Source organism: Bradyrhizobium sp. RT6a (assembly GCF_040547675.1).
Taxonomy (GTDB): Bacteria; Pseudomonadota; Alphaproteobacteria; order Rhizobiales; family Xanthobacteraceae; genus Bradyrhizobium.
On sequence record NZ_JBEPQC010000013.1, the window covers coordinates 1 to 19478 of the forward strand.

At 58.7% G+C, this 19478-nt stretch carries 11 protein-coding genes and 3 pseudogenes; 10 read left to right on the plus strand and 4 right to left on the minus strand.

All coding sequences use genetic code 11. The features are described 5' to 3' along the window. Positions 1–474 precede the first annotated feature (474 nt). The 4 genes from tnpA to ABIC03_RS37260 are packed head-to-tail and all read left to right on the plus strand — an operon-like array spanning position 475 to position 3498. Positions 475–924 carry an IS66-like element accessory protein TnpA gene (gene tnpA, locus ABIC03_RS37245; protein WP_354065783.1) on the plus strand — a complete coding sequence of 150 codons (450 nt, stop codon included), beginning with the start codon at positions 475–477 and terminating at the stop codon, positions 922–924. Next, the gene (tnpB, locus tag ABIC03_RS37250) at positions 921–1274 is read left to right on the plus strand and encodes an IS66 family insertion sequence element accessory protein TnpB (RefSeq protein ID WP_354065664.1); all 354 of its coding nucleotides are present in this window, start codon (positions 921–923) and stop codon (positions 1272–1274) included. Before tnpA ends, tnpB begins: the two co-directional genes overlap by 4 nt. Positions 1275–1324: 50 nt before the next feature. Continuing rightward, positions 1325–2884, plus strand: a complete 1560-nt coding sequence (gene tnpC, locus ABIC03_RS37255) for an IS66 family transposase (RefSeq protein ID WP_354065785.1) — start codon at positions 1325–1327, stop codon at positions 2882–2884. After that, positions 2881–3498, plus strand: coding sequence for a UPF0149 family protein (locus ABIC03_RS37260; RefSeq protein ID WP_354065666.1), 618 nt, complete (start codon positions 2881–2883; stop codon positions 3496–3498). The genes tnpC and ABIC03_RS37260 overlap by 4 nt, the downstream gene beginning before the upstream one ends. 234 nt (positions 3499–3732) lie before the next feature. Here the strand turns inward: ABIC03_RS37260 and ABIC03_RS37265 are convergent, their stop codons facing one another. Further along, positions 3733–3948, minus strand: coding sequence for a hypothetical protein (locus ABIC03_RS37265; RefSeq protein WP_354065668.1), 216 nt, complete (start codon positions 3946–3948; stop codon positions 3733–3735). A gap of 1033 nt (positions 3949–4981) precedes the next feature. On the opposite strand from ABIC03_RS37265, the gene ABIC03_RS37270 reads away from it, so the two are divergent. Further along, positions 4982–8128 (plus strand): amidohydrolase family protein, encoded by a 3147-nt coding sequence (locus ABIC03_RS37270; RefSeq protein ID WP_354065670.1) that lies wholly within the window; start codon positions 4982–4984, stop codon positions 8126–8128. Between the two features lie 936 nt (positions 8129–9064). Here the strand turns inward: ABIC03_RS37270 and ABIC03_RS37275 are convergent. Both ABIC03_RS37275 and ABIC03_RS37280 read right to left on the minus strand, forming a co-directional pair. Continuing rightward, positions 9065–9439: a c-type cytochrome gene (locus tag ABIC03_RS37275; RefSeq protein WP_354065672.1), complete on the minus strand. Its 375-nt coding sequence runs from the start codon at positions 9437–9439 to the stop codon at positions 9065–9067. Positions 9440–9498: 59 nt separating this feature from the next. Further along, on the minus strand, positions 9499–11094 hold the full coding sequence (locus ABIC03_RS37280) for an NAD(P)/FAD-dependent oxidoreductase (protein WP_354065787.1): 1596 nt from the start codon (positions 11092–11094) through the stop codon (positions 9499–9501). A gap of 1830 nt (positions 11095–12924) precedes the next feature. Here ABIC03_RS37280 and ABIC03_RS37285 point away from each other — a divergent pair. The 5 genes and pseudogenes from ABIC03_RS37285 to ABIC03_RS37310 all read left to right on the plus strand — a co-directional run. After that, positions 12925–13980, plus strand: a complete 1056-nt coding sequence (locus ABIC03_RS37285; RefSeq protein WP_354065674.1) for an acyltransferase family protein — start codon at positions 12925–12927, stop codon at positions 13978–13980. Positions 13981–14266: 286 nt separating this feature from the next. Further along, positions 14267–14728 (plus strand): IS4/Tn5 family transposase DNA-binding protein, encoded by a 462-nt coding sequence (locus ABIC03_RS37290; RefSeq protein WP_354065676.1) that lies wholly within the window; start codon positions 14267–14269, stop codon positions 14726–14728. Then, on the plus strand, positions 14656–15756 hold the full coding sequence (locus ABIC03_RS37295; RefSeq protein ID WP_354065789.1) for an IS4 family transposase: 1101 nt from the start codon (positions 14656–14658) through the stop codon (positions 15754–15756). The genes ABIC03_RS37290 and ABIC03_RS37295 overlap by 73 nt, the downstream gene beginning before the upstream one ends. An 844-nt stretch (positions 15757–16600) precedes the next feature. Further along, positions 16601–17663: pseudogene (locus tag ABIC03_RS37305) on the plus strand (IS630 family transposase). 66 nt (positions 17664–17729) lie between these two features. Beyond that, positions 17730–17891 (plus strand): annotated as a pseudogene (locus tag ABIC03_RS37310) (helix-turn-helix transcriptional regulator); the annotation flags it as partial. A gap of 141 nt (positions 17892–18032) precedes the next feature. On the opposite strand, the pseudogene ABIC03_RS37315 reads toward ABIC03_RS37310, so the two are convergent. Beyond that, positions 18033–19138 (minus strand): annotated as a pseudogene (locus ABIC03_RS37315) (IS630 family transposase). Between the last annotated feature and the right edge of the window lie 340 nt (positions 19139–19478).

Sequence of the window (19478 nt, forward strand, 5' to 3'; positions counted from 1 at the left end):
CGCACTGTGTCCATTCTAAGCCTTACGGTCAAAACCAAGCCGCAGACTCGCAGATCAGCACATCATCCGGAAGGTGGCCGCAAAACATCGCTTACCCTGATGCCTTCATACGGCGGCGTTCGCGGATGCGGTTGGCACCTACTACTTGCTCGATAGGTTCCGCTTGGATGCGCGTCTTGATTCGTTTCGCTGCAAGTTCTTCCGAATCGGGTTCATCCAGCACACAGTATCAGCCGAAAACCTCCTCAGCCGAGTGCCCTTATCTGCATCCTCTTCAGCCGCTTGGCCTTTTTGGAAGAGGCGGCCGCCACTCGCGCGCTCGCAATGTGGTTGCGGCACAAATCGCCAACCGAAACGCGGCCTCAAGCTCTTTGATCGTAATCGGCATGAGGGGCCCACCTCGCCGTCGCGAGGTTCGCCTGGGATACAGCCTGGCATGAGCTGATCGGTGGAGGTGCAACGATGGCAAATGCCATGCTTGATGCCAGGCAGGAAGGCGACTCGTATCGTCGCATTGAGGTGATCACGGGGGACCGGGGGCGCCGACGATGGACGGGCGAGGAGAAGGTCCGGATCGTGGCGGAGAGCTTTGAGGCTGATGTCAACATTTCCGAGGTGGCGCGCCGCAACGGTGTTGCCCGCGGGCTGCTCACGGTGTGGCGACGCCAGGTTGCGGCGGCGGTGGCCGGGAAGGCGCCGAGCTTCGTGCCGATCCACGTCGAGGCGGAGAGCGGAGGCGACACGACTGGCGAGCCCGCGCGTGTTTCGCCGGTACAGACGAGGTCGTTGGAGATCGCTGCGCCGGTCACCAAGCTCTCCGGGGTCATCGAGATCGAGATGAGCGGGGCGCGCATTCGGGTCGAGCCGGGAGTGGAGCTGGCGACGCTTTCGACGGTGCTGGCGGCGCTCCGAGGCGACCGGTGATTGCGTTACGATCTGACCTCAAGGTGGTGTTAGCGACACAGCCGGTCGATTTCCGCAAGTCGGTGCACACGCTGTCGGCGTTGGTGAGCGAAGGGTTGCATGCGAACCCGTATTGCGGCGACGTCTTCGTGTTCCGCAGCAAGCGCATGGACAGAGTGAAGCTTCTGGCGTGGGACGGCAGCGGTATGATCCTGGTGACGAAGTGGTTGCACGAGGGACGCTTCACCTGGCCGCCGATCCGCGACGGCGTGGTGTATCTGAGCGCGACGCAGCTCGCGATGCTGATCGATGGGCTTGAGTGGACGCGTGTCTCACCCAAGCCTGTGAAGCAGTCGGCCGTTGTCGGCTGAGAGGTGGGGATTTCGCTGGAGCCTGTGGCGCGCGGATGTATCGTCTGGTTATGGCGATTCGCCCCGACGCTCTCCCGACCGATCCGTCAGCTCTGACCGAGATGGTGCTCGCGCTTGACGCCGAGAACGAGAAGCTGCGTGTGGCGATGCAGACGCTCAAGGAGATGATCTTCGGGAAGCGCTCGGAGCGACTTGCGGTGCTCGTGGACGAGCAACTCGCGCTTGAGCTGGGCGATCTCGAGACCGACGCCACGTTGCCTGTGCAGGCCAACGACGATGCGCCTGCGGCGCAGCCGCCCGGCAAGTTACGCAAGAAGGCGCGCCGCAACATCGGCGCACTCCCAAAGCACCTGCCGCGCTGCGAGCAGGTGCTGGAGCCGGAGGCGACGGCCTGCCCGTGCTGCCAGGGTCAGCTCCACAAGATCGGCGAGGACGTCAGCGAGGTGCTGGACATCATCCCGGCGATCCTGCGGGTGCTGCGCACGATCCGTCTCAAATATGGCTGCCGCAGCTGCACCGATGGTGTGGTCCAAGCGAAGGTGCCGCCGCGCCTGATCGAGAGCGGCATGGCTTCGACCGCACTCGTGAGCCACGTGGTGGTCTCGAAGTTCGCCTGGTATCTGCCGCTGTACCGACAGGTGCAAATTCTGGCCGGCCAGGGTGTCCATCTCGACCGCGCGACGCTGGCCGGCTGGGTGAAGCGTGCGGCCTGGTGGCTCAGGATCCTCTATGAGCTTCAGCTGCGCACGATCCAGGCCTCGCCGCGCCTGTTCTGCGATGAGACACCAATGCCGGTGCTCGATCCCGGACGACATCGCACCCGCATCTGCCAGTTCTGGGCACATGCCATGGATGATCGGCCATGGGGCGGCCCCTCGCCGCCGGCGGTTGCCTACGTGTTCGCCAACGGCCGCGGCACCGAGCAAATCGCCGGACAATTGAAGGGCTTTTCCGGTATTCTGCAGGTGGACGGTTATGCCGCCTACAAGGCGCTCGCCCGCGGTCACGGCGGCGCGATCCAGCTCGCCTTTTGTCTCGCCCATGCCCGACGCAAATTCGTCGAGGTATTCAAAACGACGCAGTCGCCGTTCGCGCGCGAGGTGATCGAACGCCTGCAGGCGGTCTATGCCATCGAGGCGGACATCCGCGGCAGCACTGCCGAGCAGCGGCTGGCCGTCCGCTGCACCAGGAGCGCATCGTTGATGGCGGCACTCAAGGCGCGACTGACCGCGATTGTCGACCAGCTCTTCTCGCAGTCGAAGCTGGCGGAGGCGATCAACTACGCGCTCAATCACTGGAACGGGCTGACGCTGTTCCTCCGTGACGGCCGCGTCGAGGTCGACAGCAATACGGTCGAGCGTTCAATGCGCCCGATTGCCATGGGAAGACGCAACTCATTGTTCAGCGGCAGCGAGGGCGGCGCCGAGAGCTGGGCAATCCTGGCATCGATCGTGAACACGGCAAAGCTCCATGAGCTCAATCCGCAGGCCTACCTCGCCGACGTGCTGGAGCGCATCGCGTCCGGGCGAACCAAGAGCCATCAACTGCACGAGCTGCTGGCCTGGAACTGGAAGGCGGCCCGCCAGCGTACCGCACAGGCCGTGGCATGAGCTCGCGCCGCCATAAGGCCGCGCCGTCGATGGCGACCGCCGCGATGCCGCTTGAGGAACTCGAGCGGTGGCTGCAGGCTCGCGTCGATCGGCATCCTGCCGCCACCAGCATCCCCATGCTCGACGGTTATGTCGCCGCGATCGTGGCCGGACCAGTGTCGATGAGCCCGCTCGACTGGATCTGCCCGCTGCTCGCCATCGACGCCGACGCTTTCAACCACGGCGGCACCCCGGAGTTCGCGGCGCTCTCCGCCGCCGCGCTGCGCCATAACGACATCAGCAACGTCCTTACGACCGCGCCCGACCAGTTCGAGCCGATGCACCGGCGCCAACCCAATGGCGACGTCGATCCGCGACCCTGGTGTCAGGGATTCTACGCCGCGATGCGGCTCAGGTTGCCGGCGTGGGCGCCGTTGCTGGACGCCGGCAACCTCAATCACTGCCTGGTTCTGCCCATCCTGCTGCACTGTCGCGACGATCAGGGGCACCCACTGCTCGGACTGCCAGCAAGGGACCCCGAGACCGGGCACTTTCTCCGTAACGCCGATATTCCAGCAGCTGTCGAGGCCACGCGCCAATACTGGATGCCGATCCGCTACGCACGCGCCCCCTGATCGCCGCAGACGTGGGAGCTCATACCGGTTACCTTTGATCCCGATAGGAGTGCTCTTGGCAAAAGCGACTGCTTCTCATGCTGTGGTTCTCTTCATCGGCCAAAGCGTTCAACATGACCAAACCCTAGGCACAATCTCCCGCGATGGTGCTTATTCGGTATGCCTTCACTCTTTGACTCTTTGTTTCTCGTCGGGCCGGACTCAAATCGTTATGAGCGCAAACGGGCTGAGAGATTAGAAAATGTCGAGCTCGATCTCTTCCGCCACCTCGACAATACCTTCTGAATCTTGGCCAAGGCTGCGCGCGTATTTTAATGCTTGGGCGCGATTCACGAACAGTCCGCCAAAACGGCGATTCTGGTCGCGAGCAACCCAGGTGCCTCGGCGATTCCTGCCAACAAGTAACCTGCCCGCCACAGGGATGCGCGAAGGAAGTTCACCCAACTTCATTTTCTGTCCAGGAATGTGAAAGGGTTGCTCTGCTCTTCACCCGAGTGCAAATCTTTGCGTGTTGTTTAATCGCGGGTGAGCTTGCTAGACACTGGACCAGTATCTCCAGATCGGTGGCGTAATCAGTGCGCTTCGGCGATGACGAAACTGAGGAGCGGTGGCCCCTGCCGCGGTTAGAGTGGCCTGCCTGCAGTGATTCACTTGCAGCGATGATCATCATACGGCGTGACCCAATTCCAAGCGTCCTATTCTCTTTCGTGAGTGCGACCAGTTTCGCCTAATCGGTCGAAGTCGCCGCTCTATGGCTATCGAGAAGTGGCCTCCTTACGGTCAGGTCGGCCTGGCAACCGATAGTCGCAACAAGCGCTCGCATATTGCTGTGTCTTGTATCAACTGTTTCAGTCGGTAGTTGACTGAGGGCGAATTGTGCGTGGCGCCACGGATCTGCAACAGCCAGGCAATGGATGACGGTCACATAATGTTAAGCAAGTACGTGGTGCAAACGGGAGAGCGAACACAAGCTTTGGTGGCACGCTACGACGCTGACCTGAGGTGCGTTGGACGGAGTGCGCACTGCGAGCGGTCACAAGGCCTGGCGACCTGTTGCGTCATAACTTCGGGGGACTCTGTTATTTATAGGGCTGACATTCTATAGAAAATGTGCGGCAGCGTCATTGGGAAGTGGACTGGCCCGATATCTGCTTGGCTTTCGCCGCAACAAACGGAGGAGGAGATCTATGCCACTCCAGTACCCGCGTTCCACAACGCTTGACCAAGCAAGAGCTCTGTTCTTGTTTCGCGCTCACCTGATCGTAAGCAGCGGTATCTTGCCGAAGAGTAGAGTGAGCAATACAGGTGCTTCTTGGACCCGTCGTAATTGCCCCAGCCACCGAATGTCATAGGGGGCGAAAGCCCCGAGATATGTGGCTGCCGCTCATATTCGTTCCGAATGTCGAACGCCTAGGCTCTTGGGGCGCCATAGTCCATTCAAGGCCGCGATAGAACGGCACAGGTCGAAGAAAGTTGTTGTATAATGACGACAACCTCACGAAGCGCGATCAGTCGTCGTAAATTATTGTCGATGGGGGGCGGTGCGATACTGGCCCCTTATGGCGCTTCTCTATCCCACATCTCCCCTTCCAGGGCCGAACATTACGCGACCGTTGCCGAGGGAACGAACATCTCTGCTGCCGTTTCGCCGGACGGGCGTAAGGTCGCATTCGACCTGGCCGGAAGCCTCTGGCTTGTTGGCATCGAGGGCGGGTTCGCGCGGCGGTTGACTGATGAATTCGGCGACGTCGCGCAACCGCACTGGTGTCCAGACGGGAAGGAGATCGTTTTTCAATCCTATCGCGACGGAAATTGGCATCTCTGGACAATCTCTGCCGATGGGAGCGGGTTGAGGCAGCTTACGCGTGGTCCGCACGATCATCGCGAACCAAGCTACTCTCCAGATGGTCGACGCATCGCATTCTCGTCGGATCGCGGCATGGGCTACGGCATCTACGCTTTTGACCGGGATACTGGCGCGGTGGAATCGTTGGTCGATTCCGCGACCGAGGAGACCGAGCCGGCCTGGTCCCCAGACGGACGAACGATTGCGTTCGTCACCAACAGGTCATCACTGGACGTGATGGACGAGTTGGGTAACCGGACCACTCTTGCCTCCGTTCACAGCTCAAGAGACATCCTTAATCAAAAGGAGATCCACGCTCCATCCTGGTCTCCCGACGGGGATCTCACCTACCTTGTTCTGAGCAACGGGGCGGCGCAGTTGCATGGGCCCCGCGGTATTATCGTGCAAGGCGAAGACATTTTTCCTTTTCGGGCGTCATGGTTGCCCACTGGCGAGTTCGTATACACGTCGGGGGGCAAGATCCGGCGGCGCGCCCTGGAAACCACGCAGTGTTCCGTTATTGAGTTCTCTGCGCAGCTTCCAATCGTCAAGCCGAAGCACAAGAAAGTGCGGCGGGACTTCGATTCGGTCGCATCACGTCCGGTTCTCGGTATTGGTAGCCCGGCCTTGTCGCCCGATGGCCGCAATATCGCGTTCCGCGCTCTCAACGATATCTGGACGATGACGATAGGAGACCGGCCGCGCCGCGTTTGCGGCGACGGATTCCATAAATCCGACCCGGCATGGTCGCCTGACGGGCACTGGCTGTCTTATTCAAGTGACCGCGGCGGCAAGCTAGATGTCTGGTTGCGCGACCTGCGCACCGGCGAAGATCGCCAACTCACACACCGGTCCGATGCTGCGTTATCCGGTTCATGGTCGCAGGACGGCAGATTGATCGCGTTTTTGGATCAGGCCGGCAGTCTCTATACGATTGAGATCGAGAGCGGCACTGTTCAGAAAGTCTATGGTCCTTTATGGGAACCGGGCAGGCCGAGTTGGGGGCCTGATGGGCGGACAATCGCCCTTGCAGCATTCAAACCTTACTCCGCTAGCTATCGCGAGGGGCTGAGTGAAATCCTGACCGTCGATCGGATAACAGGTGAGGTCGAATACCAGTCCGCTCTTCCGCACCGATCGCTCAGTACGCGCGGCGACGACGGACCTGTGTGGTCACCTGACGGGACGAAGGTAGCTTTCGTGCTGGCCAGTCTGCTGTGGATCGCTCCGGTTGATGCCCGATGCAGGCTGACCGGCCCGCCACGTGTGATCAATGCGGAGGTTACGGACGCGCCGACGTGGAGCGGTGACTCCAAAACGTTGCTTTATCTATGTAATGGAAATTTGCGGTTGCTTGCGGCCGACGGGGGAGAGCCGCAAAGCGTACCGCTTTCGTTGCATTGGGCAATGGCCAAACCGGCGGGCCGGACAGTGCTCCGCGTCGCACGCTTGTGGGATGGCCGCGGTCCGGACCTTCGGGAGAATGTCGATATCCTCATCGCCTCCAATAAGATCACCGGTATTGTGTCCCAGGGCGGCGATGCTTATGGCGACGCCAAAATCGTCGATGCTCCTCGGTCGACAGCCATGCCTGGGTTGATGGACATGCACACCCATCGCCAAATGCAGGGCTATTCATATGGCGACCGGCAAGGCCGGTTGTGGCTTTCTCTGGGGATCACGACGACCCGCTCCGTCGGCTCGCCCGCTTATCACATGGTGGAGGATAGGGAATCCATCGACTCCGGGGCCCGGGTGGGTCCACGTCATTTTGCGACGGGGGAGGCGATCGACGGGTCCAGGATATTCTATAATTTCATGCGCCCGGTCACCGAGCAGGGACAGATCGCCCTGGAGTTGCAACGCGCGGAAGCCTTGTCGTACGATCTCGTCAAGACCTATGTCCGATTGGCGCCCGAGACGCAACGCGATGTCATTGCCTGGGCGCATGCCCGCGGTCTGCATGTCACGTCACACTACCAGTATCCCGCCGCGGCTTTCGGCGCCGACGCGATGGAGCATCTTGGCGCCACCAGCCGGCTCGGTTACTCGCGAACCATGAGTCGATTGGGAGTCGCCTATCAGGACGTCCTCGAGGTATTCGTGCAGAGCGGCATCTCGTGTACGCCGACCATCTTCACCGCCAACGCATTGCTGGGCGAGGATCGTTCGTGGATCGACGACATCCGGATTAAAACGTTTTATCCCGCGTGGGAGTATGCACGACTCGAAGAACGCGCCAGACTGATGGCAGGTCCAAATGGGCTGACCATGATGGCCGAACTCGAACGCAATGTCGCGCAAGTCAAGGGGGTGTTGCGCGATGGTGGCCGAATCATCACTGGGACCGACGCGCCGATCGACTTCCCGGCCATCAGCTTACATCTCAATCTGCGGGCGATGGTTCGCTATGGCGTGAGTCCATATGAAGCGCTGTTGACGGCAACCCGCTATCCTGGCGAATTTCTTGGCGAACCCTTGGGGACGATTGCCGAGGGGGCGCTTGCCGACATCGTCCTCGTCGAAGGAAACCCGCTGCTGCATATCGAGGATGCCGCAAAGGTCAGCCGTGTGGTCAAGAACGGTGAGGTTTTGAGCGTCGAGGATCTGCTAGTTCCCTTCGTTGCAACGCAAGTTCGTCAGCACGGAAGGAACAAGACGTTGCCGGAAGTTCGGAGAACCGTGAACGACGCTCGTTTCTGGTGGCACGGAAAGGAATTCGTTGAAAACAGCAGGGCCTGCTGCTGCTGCAGGGCGACACCGCGGCTACGCTGCACGGGTTAGGGTTGGAAATTTGCGGCGGAGTTGATGATTAGATGCGGTAGTCGGTCTGGGGCCACCTGAAATCATAGTTCTGCAGTAGGCTCACCGCGTTGTGCTCCTTGCAAAGAGTTCCCTCGCTGCAATGATTGTTAGCTGTTTGCCGTATTCGCCGCGATCATCGTTCCGGCAGTGTGGATAGTCCACCTCCCCCTGAGGCTGGAAAGGAGGACCCGTTCATGGATCGGAACGAACCACGAGCGCGGTCTTTGGAAATAAATAGAGAGAGAACCGTTTCCACAGCGTCGGCTTTATGGCTCTGCTGACATTGTTCAACTGCGAACCTTCGGCGTGATGCCGATGTCGGGCGTTGAAAAAGTGTCCCGAACCCCGGTGGGGATGGAGGCCTAGCAGTGCGACCATGCATTCGGCGGATGACGTCCCTGCGGCAATCCTTGTCGAGCGACACCTCTTCAGCTTCTTCACCTTGCTATTCTCGTGGTCGGGGCATCTGACTCAGCAGGGTGAGGGCTGTCTGCGGGGCGTGAGTTTCGACGTTTTATCGCCTACAGCCCCTTCCACGGCGATCATAGCCGGAAAGCTTTCACTCAGACCGGCTCAAGATTCCGGGAGCAGGCCAGGTCACCAACCGCGGCGAAGTTGGCTCACCACCCGCGGTAAAGATGTTCGAAGCCCAAGCTCGCATAGTGACCGCCGAGCTAGCCGACGATCCTGAACGGCTTGCTCGAATTAGGTCCGACGCGAAAGTGGCACGCTGGATTTTGTTGAATTTTCCGACGGAGGCGTGTATGAGCCGAATGACAGCATGCAAAAAGCGCTGCCATCCACAATCCCTCGAATAATTGGTATCAACCACTGCCCGAAGACGCTTACCCGACTCCCGGCGGTCTGCCCGCAAGTGGGGCAAGCAGAACGTCGTTCTTCATTATCTTGCGCCCTTCACCTTCGCGCCGCTTGCACGTCACTCGCCTTGATTGCATCTGAGTAGCTGTTTCCGAAATGCGTGCGCAGGTAGTTCACGACTCCGACGATCTGGTCGTCGCTCATCATGTCGCCGAAGGAGGGCATGCCGCGGCGGCCGTTGAGGACGACATCGATAACATAAAAGCTCGCTTCGAGATTGCGGTTGGCGACTAGCGGCGGATAGCTGGCTGCGGCGCTTGCGCCCATCGCATCGTCCATGTGGCAGCCGCGGCACACATTGATATATAGCTGCTCGCCAGTCGTCTCAACAAAGCGATCGCTGGAGGAAGAATAATGGCTCTTTAGCGCCTTCGGATCGTTTTGCCCGAGCACGGGATACGACGACCGCAACAACAGCGCCGCTATGGCTGCGAAGGTGACATGCTTAATGCCGCGGACGCATCTTCGCCTCATGGCTTGATCACCCGCTCATGCAGCCGCGCGATGGCGTCTAGTGAGGAGAGGATGGCGCCTTCCTGCCAGGCCGGTAACGCCGAGACATGCTCGCCAGCGAGCAAAATGCGCCCGTCGATCCTACATAGATTGCGATAATGCTGCTTGCGCGCCTCCTCTGACCAGTGGCCGCTACACCCAAGCGTGAATGGCACCCGATGCCACGCAACCGCGATGCCGTTCTCGAACTCCGTCCGGTATTGAGGATGGATGACGGCGCCGAACTCGACCGCGCGCGCCACGCGCTCATCCGGCGGCATGGCGGTGAACTCGAAGGCGTTGGCGCCCTCGAAAAGATAAGCACCGAGCAAGATGCCGCGGCCGCACTTGTTGTAGTCGGTGTTGGGATATCCGATCTCACGGATTGGCAAATCCGTGTAGCTGATGCCGCCATAGATCGCGTCGTCCTCCTCCCAGAATCGGCGTTTAAACTGCAGCCCGACTTTTACCGATGCCCCATAAGGCACGGCATCTATAGCCGCCTTCATCGCGGCGCCGACATTGATAGGCAATTGGCTCAGGATCGACAACGGGATCGTGCACAGGCACCATTCGGCAGTGACCTTTTGCAACTGCGCGGGATTTTTGGCGTCCACGTAGGTCACGGTGACGCCGCAATCGTTCTGCCAAATTTCCGTGACCTTTGCATTATAGCGGATGAGTTCGCCGACTTCGCGCGCGAAGGCCTTGCCGATCATATCCATGCCGCCGACGGGCTGGAACATTGTGGTCTGCAATTCGTACCTGGCGAAATTCCAAAAATAGCGCCACAGTTGCGACTTCAGGATATCCGAGAGCGCTACCGGTTCGCTCGGAAGGGGAGTCGCGGACAGCCCTCCGCCGGGCGGTTTGGCATAACCCCGATATGCGGAGGCAATCAGGCCCTCTCTGTATTTGTAGTTGTGATCAAGCGCGCCCCAGGATTTCAATGCAAGCAGCAGGATTTCCTTGTCCTTCACGGAAACAGCCTGATCCAACTCGCCCTGGTTTGCAACTTTCGCAAGCAGTTCCGAAATCTGGCCCTGGAAATCGGCCTTTACTGCGCGGATTCGCTGCGGCGCCCCGCCGAAAGCGCCCGAGGCGTGTAGATACGCGTTGTGATTGACCTGGACGAAGGGCTCGAGCGCAACGCCAAGCCTCTTGCAATAATCCAACAGCGCGCGGTGATGATAGGGAATCCGCCATGGCCCCGGATCGAGATGAAGGCCCTTCTCGAAGGCACAGATCTGCTTGAAGCCGCCGAGTTCAACAAAAATATCGCCACCGCGCAGGGTCCAGTTTCGCCCGCCGGGACGGTCGTTGAACTCCAGCATCAGGACCTTGTAGCCGGCCTCGCGTAGCTCCAGCGCCGCCGTCATGCCGGCAAGGCCCGCACCAAGAATGAGCACAGAAGCGCCTTTGGCATCACCGTCCAGCCGGATCGGCCCTGTGTAACGAGATTCAGAGGCAAAGCCGAGCGCCGTCATTGTGTGGTACATCGCGGCGCTGCCGGCCACGGTACCAATCAGCGAGAGCAGATCGCGTCGCCGCACTGTGAGAGGCTCGTTCTGCATAGGCATTCGATCGCCCCCAAACGGCTCAGGCCGCATCTGCCAAGGAAACGCGAGGCTGCTCTGCATTAGGTGTGATGTTGACGGGAGGTTCTTGCCGATGGCCGTGTTGATTCGCAGCTTGTAAGTTGCGCTGCAAACGGACGCCGGTCTGGCAGGCGGCTATTGTCGGAAGATCAGCGGCGCGGCATAGCTGCCTGCAATGATGGCAGTGCGGTAAAAGCGCATCCGGGTTGTTGGGTCCGACGCCTGGTGGCAAACATCGACTTGATGCTGAAGGGGCCGATCCCAATTGATGAGAGCCGTAGATAGGCGTCCGGCGCCTCACAGAGCGTGGCATAGCGTCCTCCTGGTTTGCATTGAAGACAAAAGCAGGATTTGCGCCACCGACAGGCGCGGCAGGCGGACAGCTCTCTATGAGAGCAATGTCGCGGTTCAAACAGAGCGGCGTGTTTCCAGACGCCGGCAGCGTCTGCTTTCCAACGACATACGGTGCGTCCGAAACACGGTCCGCCTCTTACAATGGACTGGGTCGACGCGGCGTGCAAGCAGCCCACTCTGCTTGATGGATTGTATGAAGCGGGCGGCACCCAGAATTCAATTCTCTTTCTCGTCCCATTGCCTTGCAGGTGCTCGCCACAAGTACCTATTCGGCCATGTGAGCGCTGGCTATGCTGCTTCATCAGCATCTCTCGTTCGCACAATAATGTCCGTTCTTCCACCTGAATTACCCTGTTTCATCGCTGTCAGACCGGAGGAGACGCCGTTTGAAGACCCTGCCTCCGTCCGTCACACAAGCCGGACGTACAGCTTTCCCGTATCCGGCTTTCGTGAAACAGCTTTCGCGATCGAAGCGAAGGTCAACGAGATGCCGACCAGCTTGAATTCCTTGCAACTGTTTGGTGGGATATGCCCGCCACGCTCAATCGGAGGAGGTTCATGATCCTCTGTCCGGTTTCTCACAGCGGTACGACGACTGTCGCATTCAAAACACCAGCGCCGTTTGCGACTGTCGAAACACGTATCAAATTCGCTTAAACGGCATTGGCATGGCTGTTGCTTTTGAGAGAGGCATCAACACTTGACTGAGGTCAGGTGCATTCACTGTGGGGGAGGAGCTCCGCGCGCGCTTTGCGAGGAAGCCAACCGGCAACAAGGGAGATCTCGGCCGCAATCGACCATCCCGTCCCAAGACTGAACCGGCTCTTTGCATGGGGCGCCCGTGTGGAGATGCTTCATGCGCTTGGTATCTGTATGGGCTCGAAAACGGTAAGGAGTTGCAGGTGGTTAAGCATTTTCAATACCTAAGCCGCTGAAGGTGGCTCCTACTTTTGCGTCGGTCTGCGTCTGGTGTACCCGCAGTCGTCGAACGCGAAGCCGATGCCGATCGCGACCAGCGTTACTACGATGCACGCGTGCGGCGGTGTGTACGACAAAGGCGCGATCATTCAATAACGAACTCGTCGTCGGAGAATGCGGAAGTTGATAAGGTTGTCAGGATCGGTTGGTCGACCTTTGCGCAAGGCGAGGGCGTCCTTGGCGGACCATCGGAGGGAGTGCCCGAGCCGCGCGAAGTACCCACCACGAGCGCCGGATAGGTTAATCGATATGTCGATCCGGCCCGGCCAGGGCAGTGGTCTATTGCCTACCGGATGCTCGAAATGCTTCGCCGCGATCCGGAATTCGCGCATCGTACCGGCTTTCCCACGTCAATTCTCGATGCATTCCACCGATGTACAAAGACGGCAGGGTCAAAAGTATCACGGGGGTCGGCGAGTTATGAACAGATGGTTACCGTTTTCCTTGGGCAACAAGACGATCTCGGATCAATTGATGCGAGCAGAAAATCGGCCATCCGGTTTTGATTATCTTCGGCTCTTTCTGGCGATCAGCGTCATAGCCGTCCATAGCGTATCAATATGCTACGGGATGCAGATTCATTTGGAGATGTGGGGTGGTCCGCTGCACCCAATGTTGAAATTTATTGTTCCATGCTTCTTTGCCATGAGTGGATTCCTCGTCGCGGGAAGTCTGGAACGTAACACAGTCCCTGCATTTCTGACCCTCAGATTTCTACGAATTGTTCCGGGCCTTTCCGTTGAGACGTTAATTTCCGCACTGCTACTAGGCGCGCTGTTAACGTCGCTGTCTCTAACCGACTATTTTTCCCATGCAGAATTCTGGCGCTACATGGCCAGTATAATAGGCTGGGTGCACATCTACCTTCCTGGCGTTTTTGAGAACCGATCTCCTCCGAACTATGTGAACGGGTCAATTTGGACTATTCCTTTTGAATTGGAATGCTATGCTGCAATAGCAGCTTTGGGAATAGCTGGGGTCGCCAAGAGACCGATCCTTTTCACGAGCGTAGCCATCCTTGCGATGCTCGCTTTTTCTGCAAAGGGAATGACTTCCCCCAGTTACGGCGTTAGCCACGGAGAGATGATCCTCCCTTTCATGTTCGGAGTTGCAATCTATCTACTCCGGAACATGCTGCCGTTCTCGTTTCCTCTATTCGTTCTGAGCTTGACACTGTCCTTAGGGCTCTTCTACTTCAGAGTGATATCTTACCTCGAGGCACCGTTCGTCGCCTACTCAGCAACGTACGTCGGGCTACTGAATCCAAGGCGAGTGCTTCTGGTGCGCGGCGCCGATTACTCATATGGCATCTATATTTACGCCTTTCCTTTTCAACAGGCAGCCTTTGAATTGCTTCCAGGCGGGACTTTCTGGTTTTTGAACATCGCCTATGGCGTCCTCTCTTCAGGTGCAGCCGCGTACCTCTCCTGGACTTTTGTCGAGAAAAGAGTCTTGGAACACCGCGCAGCCGCGCTATCGCGCGTCTCAAAGTTCATAGAGGGGCTTCGTTTGCGTTTCGCGCGTCTGTAAATGCCTTTGGCAGTTTATTTGGCTGAAGATACTCGGCAGTGGTCCACCGCCATCACTGCTCTGGACCGGACAAGACCGTAACCGTGGTCACGTTGCTCATTTGTTTGCAAATCAATGAGCAAATCATTTCTTCATCGAGCACAGTCCGGGAAGGCGGCTGTCACCGGCTTTCAATTACCCATAAGTCATTGACTCTATTTGGGTCGCGCCGATTGAAATTTCTTGAGTCGTTTGAATCCCTTGTGATTCATTGCTGAGCACCTGAATCGAGGGAACGAGGTGCACCATGGGATTGCCGCGGACGACATTGCGCTTGTCGGCTTCGTCTGGAACGACAAAAATATATGACCGACCGGGCGGTACCGCCCATTGGATCGACGGGGAAATTGGCGAGAATGTCTTCAGGGATGCGCGTCTTGGCAAACGGTTTCGCGAGCTTTTGATCCGGATGGGAGGCGGGATCGGAGAAAGCATTCCGCTCGCGTGCCAGGATTGGGCCAACACCAAAGCGGCCTATCGGTTCTTTGCCAATAAACGGGTGCACGAAGGCGATATTTTGAGCGGGCACTTCGACGCGACGCGTGCACGCTTTGAAGCGGCCCGTGGCACGGTACTGCTGTTGCAAGAGACACGACGGAGTTTACCTATCAGCGTGCTCGCCCCGAACTTGTCGGAATCACGAAGAACATCAACAGCGGCAAGGACAAGAAAGGCCGCTACCGCCATCACACGCTTTGCGGGATCCTGATGCATTCAAGCCTAGCGGTCACGACAGACGGACTGCCGCTCGGGTTGACCGCTGTGAAATTCTGGACCCGCAAGATTTTCAAGGGAACGGCGGCGCTCAAGCGCAAGATCAATCCGACGCGAGTTCCCATCGAGAAGAAGGAAAGCGTGCGGTGGTTGGACAATCTGCGGCAATCGATTGGTCTTCTCGGCAAATCGGATCGCTGCATCCACGTCGGCGATCGCGAGAGCGACATTTTCGAACTTTACTGCCTGCCCCACGACTTGAGCATGCATTTTATCGTGCGTATGCAAACGGACAGGCTTGCTGGCGATGGCGACCACACAATTTCGGATGAGATGGATAAGGTCGCTATAAAAGGTCTGCATCGTGTTGAGGTTCGCAACGAAAACGGCGACCCGATATCGGTCACTCTGGAAATAAGGACCAAACGAGTCCACGTCCTGCCTCCAATCGGCAAGCAGAAGCGCTATCCGGCATTGGACCTGACCGTGATCCATGCCACCGAGTGCGGCGCACCGAAGGGACGCAAGCCGATCGAGTGGAAGTTGATCACCGACCTGCCAGCCCGTACGCGCTCGGAGGCCATCGAAAAGATCGACTGGTATGCCATGCGTTGGAAGATCGAGGTCTTCCACAAAATCCTCAAATCAGGCTGCCGCGCGGAAGATTCCAAACTACGCACGGCTGATCGGCTGGCCAATCTCATGGCGGTCTTCTGTATCCTGGGTTGGCGTGTATTCTGGTTGACCATGCTGAACCGCACCGCGCCGAATGTAGCACCCGCCATGGCGCTGGCCTCGACCGAGATAGGACTGTTGGATCAACTTGTCGCTGACGCTGGAAATCGACGATGCAGATCAGGAACGCTCTCATTCTATCTCATAAAGCTCGCCAGGCTCGGAGGCTACCTGGCGCGATCAAGCGATCCCCCGCCCGGAAACACAGTCATTTGGCGAGGACTTTCAAGGCTGACAGATATCGAAATCGGTCTTGAACTCGGCATGGCCGGAAATGTGGGTAATTGAAAGTGTCACCGGGGCTTACGGTGTCCCTGGTCAGCCATCCAGTCGACTTCCGCAAGGGCGTCGATGGCCTTGTCGCGGTTGCGCGCGATGCGGGCTCAGATCCGTTCGAGAGTCGATTTATGTGTTCCGGGCTGACCTTGCCCCCACATGTTATGCAGTTCTGGGTTCGTTCCGACAGTTGGATTTGCCCATTGGGCTGTGATAGCGATGGGAGCAGGAGCGGAGCCATTGGCATTACGCAGCGCCAGATTCCGTCGCGGGCGGCAGGTGAAGGCGAACTCGGAGGGCATTTTTTATCCGAGCTGCGAGTGTGGTCGTGTGGTCATCTCGACTTCGGAAATCTTCGTTTTCTCCGCTCGTTGCATCCTTTGAAGGCATAAGTAAGCGTGCGAACGCTCGATCCACCATGCAGGATCAGGTTCGCTGGCGCAGTCCGGATCGAAACAAGTACTTGCAAAGAAATTCACAAACATTGACATCCGCAGTGCACGCCGCGCTCTCCGCCAGAGTGGCGCCAATACCATCTATGTGGAATGATCCGAAGCGCGCCAGTCTGGAACACCGGATTGCAGCGCGCGGAATGCTTCGTATCCAGGTCTTAGTTGCGGAAGCCGTAGAGGGCTGTTGGGGTCTCGTAGAGGATCCGTCCTCTCGCGTCCTCATCTGGGATGAGTTCCTCAAGCCAGTCTGTCGTATCATTTGCGTCTAGCTTCGACGATGCTGACCTCCAGTATCGTCTCCAGTCATCTCAAGGCACTGGCCTGGCAGTTTCATCACGCGTTTGCAGAGATCGCGCCCCTAGTACCCACTTTTCTTGGAACGTGAGTCGTGATTCAAGGCCGGGATGATACCCGAAGCAAGAGAAGTCCGCCTTTCGAGGAAAGATCGCAAGGTGCTTGAAGCGTGTTGCCGCTCGTCGGTGACGTTGCAGCGCGATTTGAAGCGGGCGCGGATAGTGCTGTTGGCGGCGGACGGGCGCAGCACCCGGTCGATCGCCAAGGAAGTTTGGGTCCAGCCGCGGATTGTCAGCCTTTGGCGGCATCGCTATGCCGACCAAGGCATTGAAGGGCTGCAAGACAAGCCGCGGCCCGGCAAGCAGCCGATCTATACGAAGACGACCGACAAGCGGATTCTGAAGCTGCTGGATAGACCGCCCCCGCAAGGGTTTGCGCGCTGGACCGGCCCTCTGCTGGCCGAGGCGCTAGGCGATGTTGACGTCCAATATGTCTGGCGGTTCCTGTGCAGCCACAAGATTGACCTCGCGGCTCGCAAGTCCTGGTGTGAGAGCAACGACCCGAACTTTACGGCCAAAGCCGCAGATGTCGTTGGCCTGTACGTCGCCCCGCCGGCGAAGGCTATTGTGCTATGCGTGGACGAGAAGCCCTCGATCCAGGCTTTGGAGCGAGCGCAGGGCTATCTGAAGTTGCCAATGGCCGCGCCTTAACCGGCCAGAGCCACGATTACAAGCGGCACGGCACCACAACATTGTTTGCGGCGCTCGAAGTCGCCACCGGAAAAATCATCGCTACGCATTCAAAGCGCCGTCGCCGTGTCGAGTTTCTCGATTTCATGAACAGCCTCACCGCGGCCTTTCCGGGCCGAAAGCTTCACGTCATCCTCGACAACCTCAACACCCACAAGAAGAATGAGGACTGGCTCAAGGCCCATCCCAATGTGCAATTCCATTTCACGCCGACAAGTGCGTCCTGGCTCAACCAGGTCGAGGTATGGTTCTCAATCCTGCAGGGGCAGTCGCTCAGCGGCACCTCCTTCACAAGCCTCAAGCAGCTTCAGGAACACATCGATGCCTACGTCAACGCGTACAACGACAAGCCGAGCCCTTCGTCTGGACCAAGAAAAAGGTCCGCCAACGCCGCTTCAAAGGCCGCCGTATCACTCAGCTCTGATTCCGGATACTAGCGAACGCCGGATGTTGTATGCAAGACGCCCTTTCCAAGCGAGAAGAGGACTGACTCCGGTGGGTCGAAGACGGAAAATCATCTTGGGAAATCGGAGTCATACTGAAAGTTAGCGAGAATACAGTCAACTTTCATCTCAAGAACGCAATGCGAAAGCTAGGGACGAGCAGCCGCACCCAGTGCGTCGTCAAGCCGATTCGCCTAGGCATCATTTGAATTGTCGGCGCCGCTGCTGCTTTTTCACTGCGCCGACGTATTGAGGTGCCGCGCGTTCACACGGGATTGGCGTACGTGCAGCGGGTATTGCGATGAATTAGGTGGCCTGTTCGTCCCGACGGTCCCCTCGGAGCGCGGCAGCTAGTGTCCTGAACCAGAAATTCGCGACATTGGGTCGTGTTTTGCCGTGGCATTGTATCGGCTGAAGCGTTCGATGGAAGCAAGGATGTCATCGGCGGACTTAGTCCATCGGAACGGTTTTGGATCGGCGTTGTGTCGGTCGATGAACGAAGTGATGTCAGCCCTGAGAGCGGCGACGCTGCGATAGATGCCGCGCCGGTGAGGAGCGCGAAGAAGCGCTCGACCTGGTTGAGCCATGACGAACTGGTCGGGGTCAGGTGCACGTACCAACGCGGCCGTTTAGCCAGCCATTTTCGGATCAAGGGGGTCTTGTGCGTGGCGTAATTGTCCATGACGAGATGGTCGTCGAGTTCACGCGGCACGGCAGCCTCGATCTCGTCGAGAAACTTGCGGAACTCAGCAGCACGGTGGCGTCCATAGCACTTGCCGATGACCCGGCCGCTCGCAATGTGGAGGGCGGCGAACAGCGATGTGGTGCCGTGCCTCGTGTAGTCATGGCTTCTTCGGGCCGGCTGGCCGGGACGCATCGGCGGCATCGGTTGACTGCGATCCAGCGCCTGGATTTGGGACTTCTCATCGACACATAGAACGATAGCGTGCTCCGGTGGCGAGACGTAGAGGCCCACAACGTCGCGCACCTTGGCCACGAAGTTTGGATCGGTCGAGAGCTTGAATGTCTCCATCCGGTGCGGCTGGAGCCCGAAGGCCCGCCAGATGCGTTGTACCGTCGACACCGACAGGCCGCTGGCCTTCGCCATGTCGCGGGAACTCCAATGGGTGGCGCTCTCGGGGCAACTCTCCAACGTCCTCACGATCACGGCTTCAATGCGGGCATCGTCAACCGTACGTGGCGCCCCGGAGCGCGGCTCGTCGTGCAGCCCGTCCACGCGCCGCTCCACAAAACGCCGCCGCCACGTGCCTACCGTCGATCGGTGCATGCCCAGCTTGGCGGCCACTTCCTTGTTCTGACCGCCTTCCGCGCAGGTCAGCACGATCCGGGCTCTCAGAGCCGGCGCCTGCGCCGTCTTCCGCCGCATCGTCAGCGACTTCAGTTCGGCACGCTCTTCATCACTCAATGTCAGGGGCGCAAGTTGCTGGACCGCCATCAGATCCTCCGTCGCTGCTGCAGCCTCCATCCTTGGCACAGCGACGCGAATCTACTGCGAATCTATGATTGCGAATTTGTGACTCGGGACACTAGCCGTACTCTGCCGAGCAAGTTTGTCGTGTAACAAGGAGGAGTTCACACGAATTCCGTCAGTTCGAGGCGCACCGTGGACATGGGGCGGACCGTTTCGCCGGACTGCTGATTGCGTGCGGTCAAACTGAATCAGTTGGGGCAAAGCGCGTCAGGCCCGCCCTCCGACATAAGTCAATGCATGTTTGCTGTACTCTAGGCCGACACGTCCAAAAAAGCCCCGGCCATCGGCCGAGGCTTTCGATCCG